The sequence below is a fragment of the Streptomyces sp. HSS9-12 genome (genome assembly GCF_054963655.1).
Genome location: NZ_JBUEGC010000003.1, coordinates 51,729 through 65,255, shown reverse-complemented (window position 1 = coordinate 65,255; position 13,527 = coordinate 51,729). Strand labels below are relative to the sequence as shown.

Genomic DNA, 13,527 nt, shown 5'->3' with positions numbered 1-13,527 from the left:
GGGCCCGGCGCTTTCTTTCCCCGGCGGCCGCGCGAGGGCGGAGGCGCTCAGCAGCCCAGCAGGCGGCCCGGCCCGGCCTCGCGGCTGGGCGCCGCTGGTGCCGGGAGCTGACACGCGGCGTGTGTCACATCCGTCTGAGGTTCCGTCGCATCCACCCGGGTCCTAAGGTCAAGGTCATGTTCGCTGCCTACGCCGCCCGCATCGACCGTGACCAGCCGCTCACCGGCCTCGAATTGGGGGATCTCCCCGCCCCCGAGGTACGTCCCGGCTGGACGACCGTCAACGTCAAGGCCGCCTCGCTCAACCACCACGACCTGTGGTCACTGCGTGGCGTCGGCCTCGCGGAGGAGTCGCTGCCGATGATCCTCGGCTGTGACGCCGCCGGTATCGACGAGGACGGCAACGCGGTCGTCATCCACTCCGTCATCGGCCAGACCGGCCACGGGGTGGGCCCGAAGGAGCCGCGCTCGATCCTCACCGAGCGCTACCAGGGCACCTTCGCCGAGCAGGTCACCGTCCCGCTGTGGAACGTTCTGCCCAAGCCGAAGGAGCTGTCCTTCGAGGAGGCGGCCTGCCTGCCGACGGCCTGGCTCACCGCGTACCGCATGCTGTTCACCAACGCGGGCGTACGACCCGGCGACAGCGTCCTGGTCCAGGGTGCGGGCGGGGGCGTCGCCACGGCCGCGATCGTCCTGGGCAAGGCGGCCGGACTGCGGGTGTTCGCGACCAGCCGCGACGAGGCCAAGCGCAAGCGGGCCGTCGAACTCGGTGCGCTCGAGGCGTACGAGTCGGGCGCGCGGCTGCCGGAGCGCGTGGACGCGGTCATCGAGACGGTGGGCGCGGCGACCTGGTCGCACTCGGTCAAGTCGCTGAAGCCGGGCGGCACCCTGGTCATCTCGGGCGCGACGAGCGGCCCGAACCCCAAGGCCACTGAGCTGAACCGGATCTTCTTCCTCGAGTTGAAGGTCGTCGGGTCGACCATGGGCACCAAGGAGGAGCTGGAGGACCTGCTGGCCTTCTGCGCGGCGACCGGCGTCCGGCCCGTCATCGACTCCGTGCTGCCGCTGGAGCGGGCCCGGGAGGGCTTCGAGAAGATGGCCAGCGGCGACCTCTTCGGGAAGGTCGTCCTCACGGTCTGACCACTGCGCGCGGGCGTCTTCGCTTCCGCCCGTGCACCTGCCTTCGGCGCCTTCCCGCCCACCTGCCCTTCACCAGGAGCGGGTGGGCGGGGAAGAGACCGGCGCGCAGCGCCGGGCGCCCCGCCGTCACGGCGGTTACGGCCGTGGGCCGCGCAGGAGCACGGAGATGTGGGCGGCCGCCGTGGAGAGATGACGGCGGGCCTCCCGCAGCTGATCCGCCGTCACCCCGTGGTCCCGGGCCGTATCGCGAATGTCGTCGCGGAACCGGTCGAGCAGCCGCTCCAGATCACGCACCGGATCCGCTGACGGAGTCTCCGGTTCCGTAGCCCACTCCGGCACCTCGCCGCCCTCGGGCGGCGTGGCCTGTGCCGGCTCGGGCTTGATGTACGGCGGCCAAGCGGTCGTCTGTCCCACGATCCTGCCCAGATTGCCCAGGCCGCCCAGCTGCCGGGACAGTTCCGCCATGCCCTCGCGCATCGCGCCCTGCCAGTCACCGCCCTTGGCGTGCGACTGCACCTGATCCTGTACGCGCCGCGCGATCCGCCGCACCTCCTCGCGCGCGACGTCCTGCGCGTCCTTGGCCTGCTGGCGGGCGCGCTGGGCCTCCTGCTTGGCGCGGCGGCTCTCCTCCTTGGCCCGGCGGGCCTGCTCCTTCCACTCCTCCTTGGCGCGGCGCATGTCGTCCTTCGCCTTCCGCCAGGCCTCTGTGTCGCCCCAAGGCGCCTCCCCGGCCTCCCTGCCCGTCTGGCCGGCGTCCTCCGTACGGGCCTGCCGGGCGGCGGCGCGCACCTCGCGCCGTAGGTCGCTCGCCGAGCCGCGGACGCCCTCGCGGATCTCCGCGGCCAGTTCGGAGACGGACTCGTGGATCTCCAGCTCCAGTTCGGCGATCTCGCCCTGGCGGTCGGCCAGTTCGGCGCGCCCGGCGTCGGTGATGGAGTACACCTTGCGGCCGCCCTCGGTGGTGTGGGTGACCAGGCCCTCGGCCTCGAGCTTGGCGAGCCGCGGATAGACGGTGCCGGCGGAGGGGGCGTACAGGCCCTGGAAGCGCTCCTCGAGCAGGCGGATGACCTCGTAGCCGTGGCGCGGGGCTTCGTCGAGCAGCTTGAGGAGGTAGAGGCGCAGGCGGCCGTGGGCGAACACGGGAGGCATGGTCAGAGCACCTTCTTCTGTCCGGAGGCGTCCTGCTCCGCGGTACCGGGAGCTCCGGCCGTGGCTGGGGCGGGCTCCTCCTCCGCCGGTGGACGGCGCAGCAGCGCGATCGCGCCGGAGACAGTGTTGACCTCGAGCCGCCCGCTGCCGGAGCCGAGGTTGCCGGTAATCCTCTTGGCGCCCCACTGCCCAGTGACATGCAGGTCGTCGAAGGCGCACGTCACCGCGCCACTGGCGGTGTTGGCCGCCACGTGCGCGTCGGCCGGGTGGGGCAGCCGGATCGCGACCTCGCCGGAGACCGTGTTCAGCGTGATGAGGGAGCCCTTGGCGGCGGGGACGAGGTCGAGCACGACGTTCCCGCTGACCGAGTCGGCCCGTACGTGGCGCCCGGAGCCTTCGACGACGGTGAGGTCGCCGGAGACGGAGCTGAAGCGCAGGTCGCCGGTGACCGCCTGGGCCTCGACCCGCCCCGAGACGGTGTCCGCGCGGACGTCGCCGGTCAGGCCGAGGAGGGTGCTGTCACCGGAGACGCCGCACAGCTCCGTACGCCCGGAGATCCCGGAGACTACGGCACTCGCGTCGACCACGCCCACCTGAACCCGGGTGCTGGTCGGGACGGTGACCGAGACGACGGCGCTACGGTGCCGGCCGCTGCGGTCGAACCACTTCAGAAAGCCTTTCCAGGGCAGGTCGTCGTACGCGATGGTCAGCACTCCACCCTTGTGGGTGACCGTCAGCGGCGGGCCCTGCAGTTCCGTGACCTCGAGCCGGACGGGACCGGGCGCGTCGGTGCCGACCACGTTGACCGTGCCGCCAACGACGCGCACCTTGACCGCGGTGACAGGCTCTTCCAGAGCGAACTCCCGCGGCTGGTGGGGGTCCCCCCAGTGGTGGCTGGGGGACGACCGCTTGGACCGGGATGACATGCCTGGCCTCCTCCGGGCAGGGTCGCAACATATCGCGACTCTCTCATAGTCACGATATATCGCGTGCCCGGGAAGTCAAGGCGCTGGTCAGTCGCGGCGGGGCCCGACCTATACGTCGTTGTCCTCTTCGTCGAGCCGGGCCAGCCAGGTGGCCAGGCGCTCCATCGGTACCTCGAAGTCCGGGTTGAGATCGACGAACTCGCGCAGGCGCTCGGCCAGCCACTCGAAGGTGATCTCCTCCTCGCCGCGCCGGCTCTCCAGCTCCTCGATGCCGCGATCGGTGAAGTACAAGGGGCTCTCCACATCAGGACGGTATTTCTCCTCCTCCCAGGGTATTCGGTGCCGGGCTCGCCGTGATCCACGAGCCGCGTGGCGCTCGGGTGCATCGGTGCAGGCCAGTAACCCCTTTCAGGGTCAACTTGAGCCCATGAAAGGGAGTTGCCGTGGCGAATCGGGGGAGCCGCCGCACGCATCCAGAAGATCGAACTGCCCAGCCGACCTGAGAAACGCCGCAGGCGCGGAGCCCCGATGGGGCCCCGCGCCTGCGGCGGGCTGACCGATGTCAAGGGTCAGATGTCGAACACCTCGGAGACCAGCGCCTGCTGCTCCGCCTGGTGCCGCTTGGCCGAGCCGACGGCCGGCGAGGAGGAGTGCGGGCGGGAGACCCGGCGCAGCCGCTCAGCGGGCGGGAGGCCGGCGCCGACCGACAGGTCCAGGTGGTCGATCAGGTTGAGCGCGATGAACGGCCACGCACCCTGGTTGGCCGGCTCCTCCTGGGCCCAGACGAACTTCTCCACGTTTCCGTACTTGGCGAGTTCGGCCTGGATCTCCTGGCCGGGCAGCGGGTACAGGCGCTCCAGCCGGAGCAGGGCGGTGTCGGTGACGCCGCGCTTCTGCCGCTCCGCCGCGAGGTCGTAGTAGACCTTGCCGGAGCAGAAGACCACCTTGCGGACGCCCGCGGGGTCCACAGAGTCGTCACCGATCAGCGGGCGGAAGCCGCCGCCGGTGAACTCCTCCGTCGCGGACGTCGCCGTCTTGAGCCGGAGCATCGACTTCGGGGTGAAGACGACCAGCGGCTTGTGGTGAGGGTTGTGGACCTGCCAGCGCAGCAGGTGGAAGTAGTTCGACGGCAGTGTCGGCATGGCGACCGTCATGTTGTTCTGCGCGCACAGCTGGAGGAAGCGCTCGGGGCGGGCCGAGGAGTGGTCCGGGCCCTGGCCCTCGTAGCCGTGCGGCAGCAGCAGGGTGACGCCGGAGGTCTGGCCCCACTTCTGCTCGGCGGAGGAGACGAACTCGTCCAGCACGGTCTGGGCGCCGTTGGCGAAGTCACCGAACTGCGCCTCCCAGATGACCAGCGCCTCCGGGCGGGCCAGCGAGTAGCCGTACTCGAAGCCCATCGCCGCGTACTCGCTGAGCAGCGAGTCGTAGACGTTGAACCGCGCCTGGTCCTCGGACAGGTACAGCAGCGGGGTGTAGTCCTCGCCGGTCACACGGTCCACCAGCACCGCGTGCCGCTGGCCGAAGGTGCCGCGCCGGGAGTCCTGGCCCGCCAGGCGGACCGGGGTGCCCTCCATCAGCAGCGAGCCGAACGCGAGGGTCTCACCCATCGCCCAGTCGATCGTCCCGTCCTCGACCATCGCCGCACGGCGCTGCAGCTGCGGCAGCAGACGCGGGTGGACGGTGATCCGGTCGGGGATGCTGACCTGCGACTCGGCGATCCGCTTGACGACCTCGGTGGAGATGCCCGTCTCCACGGACACCGGGAACTCGGCCTGCGGCTCGGGGACCTGCGCCGGGGCCGGAGCGGCGGTGGCCTCCCGGACCTCGGTGAAGACCTTCTCCAGCTGGCCCTGGTAGTCCTGCAGCGCCTGCTCGGCCTCTTCCAGGGTGATGTCGCCGCGACCGATCAGGGACTCGGTGTAGAGCTTGCGCACCGAGCGCTTCTTGTCGATCAGGTCGTACATCAGCGGCTGGGTGAAGGACGGGTTGTCGGCCTCGTTGTGACCGCGGCGGCGGTAGCAGATGAGGTCGATGACGACGTCCTTGTTGAACGCCTGGCGGAACTCGAAGGCGAGCCGCGCGACGCGGACCACGGCCTCCGGGTCGTCACCGTTGACGTGGAAGATCGGCGCCTCGATCATGCGCGCCACGTCGGTGGCGTACATCGACGAGCGGGACGCGGTCGGGGCGGCGGTGAAGCCGACCTGGTTGTTGATCACGATGTGCACGGTGCCGCCGGTGCGGTAGCCGCGCAGCTGCGACATGTTCAGGGTCTCGGCCACGACGCCCTGGCCGGCGAAGGCCGCATCGCCGTGCAGCTGGACCGGGAGGACGGTGAAGTCCGTACCGGCCTTGCCGATGATGTCCTGCTTGGCGCGGGCGACACCCTCGACGACCGGGTCCACGGCCTCCAGATGGGAGGGGTTGGCGACCAGCGAGACCTTGATCTGCTCGCCGTCCAGGCCGGTGAAGGTGCCCTCGGCGCCCAGGTGGTACTTCACATCGCCGGAGCCGTGCATCGACTTCGGGTCGAGGTTGCCCTCGAACTCGCGGAAGATCTGCGCGTACGACTTGCCGACGATGTTGGCCAGCACGTTGAGGCGGCCGCGGTGGGCCATGCCGATGACGACCTCGTCCAGGCGCGACTCGGCGGCCGCGTCCAGCACGGCGTCGAGCAGCGGGATGACCGACTCTCCGCCCTCCAGCGAGAAGCGCTTCTGGCCGACGTACTTGGTCTGCAGGAAGGTCTCGAACGCCTCGGCGGCGTTCAGCCGGCGCAGGATCCGCAGCTGCTCATCGCGCTCCGGCTTGGTGTGCGGCCGCTCGACCCGGTCCTGGATCCACTTGCGCTGCTTCGGGTCCTGGATGTGCATGAACTCGATGCCGGTGGTGCGGCAGTACGAGTCGCGCAGCACGCCCAGGATGTCGCGCAGCTTCATCATCGACTTGCCGGCGAAGCCGCCGACCGCGAACTCCCGCTCCAGGTCCCACAGCGTGAGGCCGTGCTCGGTGATGTCAAGGTCGGGGTGCTTGCGCTGCTTGTACTCCAGCGGGTCGGTGTCGGCCATGACGTGGCCGCGGACCCGGTAGGCGTGGATCAGCTCGAAGACCCGGGCGGCCTTGGTGACGTCGTCGTCGTGCGAGGCGTCGATGTCGCGCATCCAGCGGACCGGCTCGTACGGAATGCGCAGCGACTGGAAGATCTCGTCGTAGAAGTCGTTCTCGCCGAGCAGCAGCTGGTGCATGATCCGCAGGAACTCGCCGGAGGCGGCGCCCTGGATCACCCGGTGGTCATAGGTGCTGGTCAGCGTCATGACCTTGGAGACGCCCAGCCTGTTCAGGGTGTCCTGGGAGGTGCCCTGGAACTCGGCCGGGTAGTCCATCGCGCCGACGCCGATGATCAGGCCCTGGCCGGGCATCAGGCGCGGCACGGAGTGGACGGTGCCGATGCCGCCAGGGTTGGTGAGCGATGCAGTGACTCCAGAGAAGTCCTCCATCGTCAGCTTGCCCTCGCGGGCGCGGCGGACGATGTCCTCGTAGGCCTGCCAGAACTCGAAGAAGTTGAGTGTCTCGGCCTTCTTGATCGCCGCGACGACCAGCTGGCGGTCGCCGTTCGGCTTGACCAGGTCGATGGCGAGGCCGAGGTTGATGTGCTCGGGCTTGACGAGGGTCGGCTTGCCGTCCTTCTCCGCGTAGGAGTAGTTCATCGACGGCATGATCTTCAGCGCCTGCACCATGGCGTAGCCGATGAGGTGCGTGAAGGAGACCTTGCCGCCGCGGGCGCGCTTGAGGTGGTTGTTGATGACGATGCGGTTGTCGAACAGCAGCTTCACCGGCACCGCGCGGACGGACGTGGCCGTCGGCAGCTCCAGCGAGGCGTTCATGTTCTTCGCGACCGCGGCGGACGGTCCACGCAGCGTGACGAACTCCGACCCGGTCACCGGAGGCTCAGCCACCTTGCCCGCCGGCTTGGCGGGGGCGGCCGGGGCCTTGGCCGCCGGCTTAGCGGCAGGCTTCGCCGGGGCGGGGGCACTCGGCGCGGCCGCCGCGGCCGGCTTCGCGGGGGCCGGGGCGGGCCTGGCCTGCGCCGGGGCGGTGGCGGCGCCCGGCGGCGCGGCCTGCGTCTGCGCCGGAGGCGCAGAGGTCTCCTTGGGCTGGGCCGGAGCGGCTACGGCCGATCCGGTGTCCTGGCCCGGCTTGTAGTCGGCGAAGAAGTCCCACCAAGCTCGGTCGACCGAGTTCGGGTCCTGGAGGTACTGCTGGTAGATCTCGTCGACGAGCCACTCATTGGGACCGAAGGCGGAGGCAGGGTTGGTCCCCTGCCCGTCCTGGTCGGTCGAGATGCTCGAGGTATCCGGAGACTGTTGCGACACGGCGGCGACCGCCCTCTTCCGCTTCCTTAGGTGGTGGACAGCGGAAATAAAGGCTACGCCTGTTACAACGCTTGATGCAGGCTGAGCGGCCCAGTCGTCGTGCAAGTCACATTGATCGGCGGGTTTCGGCGCAAGTTTTGGCGGGAAACACGTCAGGTTCCGCGCCGGACGGGGACGACCGATCACGGTCGTGGCCCGCTCGCCGCGCCCGATCTGACTGCATGACCTTCCGATGTCCGTACGGGGTGACGTTCAGTACCCCGAATGTGCAGTTCCGCTTACGACCCTACGTCAAGCCTGCGCCTTGGCGCTGCCCGGGGAGGGTGACCCGGATCCGGCAGCCCCGAGGAGATTCGGCCACCCCGATGCTGCCCCCGTGCAGATCCACGGCCCAGCGGGCGATCGCCAGGCCCAGCCCCGTACCGCCGTCGCTCCCCGGACCGTGCGGGGTCGAGACGCTGCCCCGGTTGAAGCGCTCGAAGATCCGGTGCCGCTCCGACTCCGGAATGCCGGGGCCCTCGTCCAGCACCTCCAGGTCGAGGCTGCCGGGGCCCGTACCCTGCCGTGCACGCAGCGTGACCCGGCCGTGGGGCGGGCTGTGCTTGACGGCGTTGTCGACCAGATTGGCCACCACCTGGTGCAGCCGCTCGGCGTCGGCGTACGCGGTCAGCTCGGGCGGCGAGACGTCCAGGTGCAGATGGACATCGCCGCGCCCGCGGGCTCCGGAGGCGCGGGCGGCCGCCGCCGCCAGGCTGGCCTCTTTCAGCACGCCCGACAGATACGGCCACACCTCGAAGCGCCGGGTGCGCAGCGGTACGACGCCGTTGTCCAGCCGGGAGAGGTCCAGCAGCGTCTCGACGAGCCGGCCCAGTCGCTCGGTCTGCCGCAGCGCCGTCCGCATCGTCTCCGGATCCGCCTGCGAGACCCCGTCGACGACGTTCTCCAGTACGCCCCGCAGGCCCGCGATGGGGGTGCGCAGCTCATGTGAGACGTTCGCCACCAGCTCCTTGCGGTGCCGGTCCACCGCCTCCAGGTCGGCGGCCATGTGATTGAAGGTGGCGGCGAGGTCGCCCAGCTCGTCCCGCCGGTCCGCCCGCACCCGCCGGCTGTAGTCGCCGTGCGCCATCGCGCGGGCGACGGTCTTCATCTCGTCCAGCGGCGAGGTCAGGCCATGGGCCACGAACTGGGTGATCAGCATCGTCGCGATGATCGAGAAGATGGTGACCACACGCAGCTCGGTGCGGGTGTGGATCGCCACGAAGATCAGCAGGGTGGTGATGGTCACCGAGACGATCACCAGCGCGCCCAGCGCGGCCTTGACCGACCGGTACGGGTCCAGCGGCCGCAGCGCCTCCCACACCCGGGTCCAGACACTCGGGCTGCTGCGGCGCTTGGCGGAGGAGGGCCGGCTCACGGTCTGGGCCCGATCATGGGGTGGGGGTGGCCGGAGTCTCCAGTGCGTACCCCACGCCGTGGACCGTACGGATCCGCTCCGCCCCGATCTTGCGCCGCAGTGCCTTGATGTGGCTGTCGACGGTCCGGGTGCCGGAGGCGTCCGCCCAGTCCCACACCTCGGCCAGCAGTTGCTCGCGCGAGAGCACCGCGCGCGGTGTGTTCGCCAGGCACACCAGCAGGTCGAACTCGGTCGGCGTCAGGTGCACGTCCACGCCGCGCACCCGCACCCGGCGCTGTGCGTGGTCGATCTCCAGCTCCCCGAGCCGCAGGATGCCGCTGCGCGGGGTGTTCGCGGCCAGGGCCGCCCGCTCCACGCGCCGCAGCAGCACATGCACCCGTGCCGCCAGTTCGCGCATGGAGAACGGTTTGGTCATGTAGTCGTCGGCGCCGACCCCGAGGCCCACCAGCATGTCGGTCTCGTCGTCGCGCGCGGTCAGCATCAGCACCGGGACCGGCCGCTGGGCCTGCACCCGGCGGCAGACCTCCAGCCCGTCGAACCCGGGCAGCATCACATCGAGTACCAGCAGGTCGGGCTGCCAGACCTGGGCGGCCTCCACGGCGGCCGGGCCGTCGTGGGCCGTCTGCACCTGGAAGCCCTCGGCGCGCAGCCTGACCGCGATGGCGTCGACGATCGTGGCGTCGTCCTCGACGACCAGGACGCGGCGCTGGGCCCCGGGAGTGGTCGCCGCCGCGCCGCCGACGCCGTTTTGGTGTGTCTGCTCCATCGCCCGCCCCTGCATGTCCCCGTCGTGCCGGTGTGTGCTGTCGTCGCTGGCAAGCAGGGTACGGGCACGGCGCGATGCTCTGCTACGCAGGGCGAACCCCGAGGTGAACAACATCCGGCTCGCCCCGGGCGACTGTTACCTCTTCCGTCTGTACCTCGATAAATCCGGCATTTCGGAGTGCGTCCTCGAAGACGGCGGACGGCCGGGCAGACCAGACGGCCAGCACACCGCCGGGGCTCAGCCGCTCACGGCAGGCGGTGAGCCCGGCAGGACCGTAGAGGCTGTTGTTGTCCTCGTCGACGGTCCAGTCCGGGCCGTTGTCGATGTCCAGACACAACGCGTCGTACCTGACCGGGGCCTCCTGGACGTACGCGACCAGGTCCGCGCGGACGATCTCGGTCCGCGGGTCGGCCAGCGCGGCCGCGGAGATCCGGGACAGCGGCCCGGTCCGGTGCCAGTCGATGACGGCCTGCTCGCGCTCGACGACCGCGATCCGCCCCCAGCGGGGCTCCGCGGCGGCGCGGGCGACGGAGAACCCGACCCCGAGTCCGCCGATCAGCACGGACGGCGCGACGCACTCCGCCGGCAGGGCCGCGAGCGCGGCGTCCACCAGCCGCCGCTCGGAGCGGCCGTCCGAGGTGTCCATCAGAAAGCAGCCGTTGGCGATGATCTCGAAATGCTCCCCGCGCTGCCGCAGCACCACCTCGCCGTACGGGCCCTCGCGGCGGTCGACCGTCACCGGCAGAAGATCGGCACTCGGTCCAGGCATGGCTCAGGAACCTCCTGCGTCGCGCGGCAGCTGCGCCGCCCAGCCTAACGAGCACCCGGCGGCGGAACTTCGTGCCGCCACCGGCTGTCGCCCCGGTGAACGCGCCGTGGCGGGTGGTCAGGTGAACCCCATACCACCGCCGTCCCCTCCGGTGCGGACGGTGCCCGGCCCCGTACCGCCGCCTGCCCGGCGCACGGGCCGGCCGCGGGCCTGGATCACTTCCGCGCCTTCGGTGCGGCTCTCTTCCCGCCCACCCGCCCCTTTCATGGGTGGTGTCCCTGTCCCGGCCCACCTGGGCCCGTCAAAGGGGGACCCCGCCGCGGAGCGGTGGGAAGCGGCCCCGCGCGCGGGGGTAAGCGATCGCTCACAGCGAACAGACTCCGGGAACAACGCGGAGCGCCCACGCATTGAGTCAATGAAGCTCAACTTGCCTGCCGAAGGGGAGATCATGCCTTCCATGCCCGCATCGCTCACCCTGCCCGTGCTGCCGCTCGATGACGAGGTCGTGCTGCCCGGAATGGTGGTGCCGCTCGACCTGTCCGACACCGAGGTACGCGCCGCGGTCGAGGCCGCACAGGCCCACGCCCGCACAGAGGGAGCCGGCGGAGGCAAGCCACGGGTCCTGCTCGTGCCACGGATCGACGGCACGTACGCCGCCATCGGCACGCTCGGCACGGTTGAGCAGGTCGGCCGGCTCTCCGACGGCGACCCCGGCGCCCTGATCCGCGGTGTGCGCAGGGTGCGGATCGGCGCTGGGACCACCGGCCCCGGGGCCGCGCTCTGGATCGAGGGCACCGAGGTCGAAGAGGTCACTCCGACCGGCCCCGACGGCGCCGGCCTGCCCGGCTCGGTCATCGAGCTGATGAAGGAGTACAAGGCCCTCGCCACCAGCTGGCTGCGCAAGCGCGGCGCCTGGCAGATCGTGGACCGGGTCCAGCAGATCGACGATGTCTCGCAGCTCGCCGACAACTCCGGCTACTCGCCCTTCCTCACCGTCCAGCAGCGCGTCCAGCTGCTGGAGACCACCGACCCCGTCGCCCGCCTCAAGCTGGCCATCAAGTGGCTGAGCGAGCACATCGCCGAGCAGGACGTGGCCGAGGCGATCGCCAAGGACGTCCAGGAGGGCGTCGACAAGCAGCAGCGCGAGTTCCTGCTGCGCAGGCAGCTGGAGGCCGTCCGCAAGGAGCTGGCCGAGCTGCGGGGCGAGCCGGAGAACGAGTCCGACGACTACCGGGCCCGCGTGGAGGCCGCCGATCTCCCCGAAAAGGTGCGGGAGGCGGCGCTGAAGGAGGTCGACAAGCTCGAGCGCTCCTCCGACCAGAGCCCCGAGGGCAGCTGGATCCGCGCCTGGCTCGACACCATCCTGGAGATGCCGTGGAACGAGCGCACCGAGGACGCGTACGACATCCCTGGCGCCAAGTCCGTGCTGGACGCCGACCACGCCGGCCTGGACGACGTCAAGGAGCGGATCACCGAGTACCTGGCCGTCCGCAAGCGCCGCGCCGACCGGGGACTGGGCGTCGTCGGCGGCCGACGCGGCGGCGCCGTGCTGGCGCTCGTCGGACCGCCCGGCGTCGGCAAGACCTCGCTCGGCGAGTCCGTCGCCCGCGCCATGGGCCGGAAGTTCGTACGGGTCGCGCTCGGCGGCGTCCGCGACGAGGCCGAGATCCGCGGCCACCGGCGCACCTACGTCGGCGCGCTCCCCGGCCGTATCGTCCGCGCCATCAAGGAGGCCGGGTCCATGAACCCGGTCGTCCTGCTGGACGAGATCGACAAGGTGGGCTCCGACTTCCGCGGCGACCCGGCCGCGGCGCTCCTCGAAGTCCTCGACCCGGCGCAGAACCACACCTTCCGGGACCATTACCTGGAGGTGGAACTTGACCTGTCCGACGTCGTCTTCCTCGCCACCGCCAACGTCCTGGAGGCGATTCCGGAGGCGCTCGCCGACCGGATGGAGCTCGTCCGGCTCGACGGCTACACCGAGGACGAGAAGGTCACCATCGCCCGCGACCACCTGCTGCCGCGCCAGCTGGAGCGCGCCGGGCTCGAGCCCGGCGAGGTCGCGATCGGGGACGGCGCGCTGCGCAAGCTGGCGGGCGAGTACACCCGCGAGGCCGGCGTACGGAACCTGGAGCGCTCGGTGGCCCGGCTGCTGCGCAAGATCGCCGCGAAGCACGAACTCGGCGAACAGGAGTTCCCGGTGATGATCGGACCGGACGACCTGCGCGCGCTCATCGGCCGGCCGCACCATGTCCCGGAGTCGGCCCAGGACCCGGAGGAGCGGCGTACCGCCGTACCGGGCGTGGCGACCGGGCTCGCGGTCACCGGCGCGGGCGGCGACGTTCTCTACGTCGAGGCGTCGCTGGCCGACCCGGAGACCGGCGGCGCGGGCCTGACCCTGACCGGCCAGCTCGGCGATGTGATGAAGGAGTCCGCCCAGATCGCGCTCTCCTTCCTGCGTTCCCACGGCGCGGAGCTCGAACTTCCGGTCGGCGACCTGAAGGAGCGCGGCGTGCACCTGCACGTCCCCGCGGGCGCCGTACCGAAGGACGGCCCGAGTGCGGGCATCACGATGACCACGGCGCTGGCCTCGCTGCTCTCCGGCCGCCAGGTCCGCCCGGACGTGGCCATGACCGGAGAGGTCTCCCTCACCGGGCGGGTCCTGCCCATCGGCGGTGTGAAGCAGAAGCTGCTGGCGGCCCACCGGGCCGGGGTGACCACCGTGATCATCCCCAAGCGGAACGAGCCCGACCTGGACGATGTGCCCGCCGAGGTGCTGGAGAAGCTCGAGGTCCACGCGCTTTCCGACGTCCGCCAGGTGCTGGAGTTGGCCCTCCAGCCCGCGTCGGCGGAGGTCCCGGTCGCGGCGTGACGCTTCGCCCCTCGCTCGCCTCCGGGCTCCCCCAGCTACCGCTGGGAGGTGCCCCCAGACCCGGTGTCGACGGGCGACCGTGCTCGGGCCCTCGTTCCTCGGGCCCTCCGCGCACCCCC

Annotated in this window: 9 protein-coding genes; 2 read left to right on the top strand and 7 right to left on the bottom strand. The window is 70.9% G+C overall.

The genetic code is table 11. The annotated features are described in order from the left end of the window. The first annotated feature begins 176 nt into the window (after window positions 1–176). Entirely contained in the window at window positions 177–1,139 is a 963-nt protein-coding gene (locus ACY34J_RS02330; RefSeq protein WP_462724664.1) for a zinc-binding dehydrogenase, read from the top strand. A gap of 135 nt (window positions 1,140–1,274) precedes the next feature. Here the strand turns inward: ACY34J_RS02330 and ACY34J_RS02325 are convergent, their stop codons facing one another. From ACY34J_RS02325 to ACY34J_RS02295, 7 genes are all read right to left on the bottom strand, one after another. Next, complete coding sequence (locus tag ACY34J_RS02325) at window positions 1,275–2,288, bottom strand: PadR family transcriptional regulator (protein ID WP_462724665.1); 1,014 nt, start codon at window positions 2,286–2,288, stop codon at window positions 1,275–1,277. Window positions 2,289–2,290: 2 nt separating this feature from the next. Further along, on the bottom strand, window positions 2,291–3,214 hold the full coding sequence (locus ACY34J_RS02320; RefSeq protein WP_462724666.1) for a DUF4097 family beta strand repeat-containing protein: 924 nt from the start codon (window positions 3,212–3,214) through the stop codon (window positions 2,291–2,293). 108 nt (window positions 3,215–3,322) lie between these two features. Then, the gene (locus tag ACY34J_RS02315; RefSeq protein WP_462724732.1) at window positions 3,323–3,505 is read right to left on the bottom strand and encodes a DUF6104 family protein; all 183 of its coding nucleotides are present in this window, start codon (window positions 3,503–3,505) and stop codon (window positions 3,323–3,325) included. A 278-nt stretch (window positions 3,506–3,783) separates the two neighbouring features. After that, window positions 3,784–7,587 carry a multifunctional oxoglutarate decarboxylase/oxoglutarate dehydrogenase thiamine pyrophosphate-binding subunit/dihydrolipoyllysine-residue succinyltransferase subunit gene (locus tag ACY34J_RS02310; protein WP_462724667.1) on the bottom strand — a complete coding sequence of 1,268 codons (3,804 nt, stop codon included), beginning with the start codon at window positions 7,585–7,587 and terminating at the stop codon, window positions 3,784–3,786. A 286-nt stretch (window positions 7,588–7,873) separates the two neighbouring features. Continuing rightward, complete coding sequence (locus ACY34J_RS02305; protein WP_462724733.1) at window positions 7,874–8,935, bottom strand: HAMP domain-containing sensor histidine kinase; 1,062 nt, start codon at window positions 8,933–8,935, stop codon at window positions 7,874–7,876. A 79-nt stretch (window positions 8,936–9,014) separates the two neighbouring features. Then, window positions 9,015–9,767: a response regulator transcription factor gene (locus tag ACY34J_RS02300; protein ID WP_462724668.1), complete on the bottom strand. Its 753-nt coding sequence runs from the start codon at window positions 9,765–9,767 to the stop codon at window positions 9,015–9,017. Between the two features lie 82 nt (window positions 9,768–9,849). Beyond that, window positions 9,850–10,536 carry a spermidine synthase family protein gene (locus ACY34J_RS02295; RefSeq protein ID WP_462724669.1) on the bottom strand — a complete coding sequence of 229 codons (687 nt, stop codon included), beginning with the start codon at window positions 10,534–10,536 and terminating at the stop codon, window positions 9,850–9,852. A gap of 448 nt (window positions 10,537–10,984) precedes the next feature. Here ACY34J_RS02295 and lon point away from each other — a divergent pair, with 448 nt between their 5' ends. Then, window positions 10,985–13,408 (top strand): endopeptidase La, encoded by a 2,424-nt coding sequence (gene lon, locus ACY34J_RS02290; RefSeq protein WP_462724670.1) that lies wholly within the window; start codon window positions 10,985–10,987, stop codon window positions 13,406–13,408. The last annotated feature ends 119 nt before the right edge of the window (window positions 13,409–13,527 follow it).

Excerpts from the sequence above, each read along its gene's own strand:
- ACY34J_RS02330 (WP_462724664.1), top strand. The coding sequence starts at position 177 with ATGTTCGCTGCCTACGCCGCCCGCATCGACCGTGACCAGCCGCTCACC.
- ACY34J_RS02325 (WP_462724665.1), bottom strand. The coding sequence starts at position 2,288 with ATGCCTCCCGTGTTCGCCCACGGCCGCCTGCGCCTCTACCTCCTCAAG.
- ACY34J_RS02320 (WP_462724666.1), bottom strand. The coding sequence starts at position 3,214 with ATGTCATCCCGGTCCAAGCGGTCGTCCCCCAGCCACCACTGGGGGGAC.
- ACY34J_RS02300 (WP_462724668.1), bottom strand. The coding sequence starts at position 9,767 with ATGGAGCAGACACACCAAAACGGCGTCGGCGGCGCGGCGGCGACCACT.
- ACY34J_RS02295 (WP_462724669.1), bottom strand. The coding sequence starts at position 10,536 with ATGCCTGGACCGAGTGCCGATCTTCTGCCGGTGACGGTCGACCGCCGC.
- lon (WP_462724670.1), top strand. The coding sequence starts at position 10,985 with ATGCCTTCCATGCCCGCATCGCTCACCCTGCCCGTGCTGCCGCTCGAT.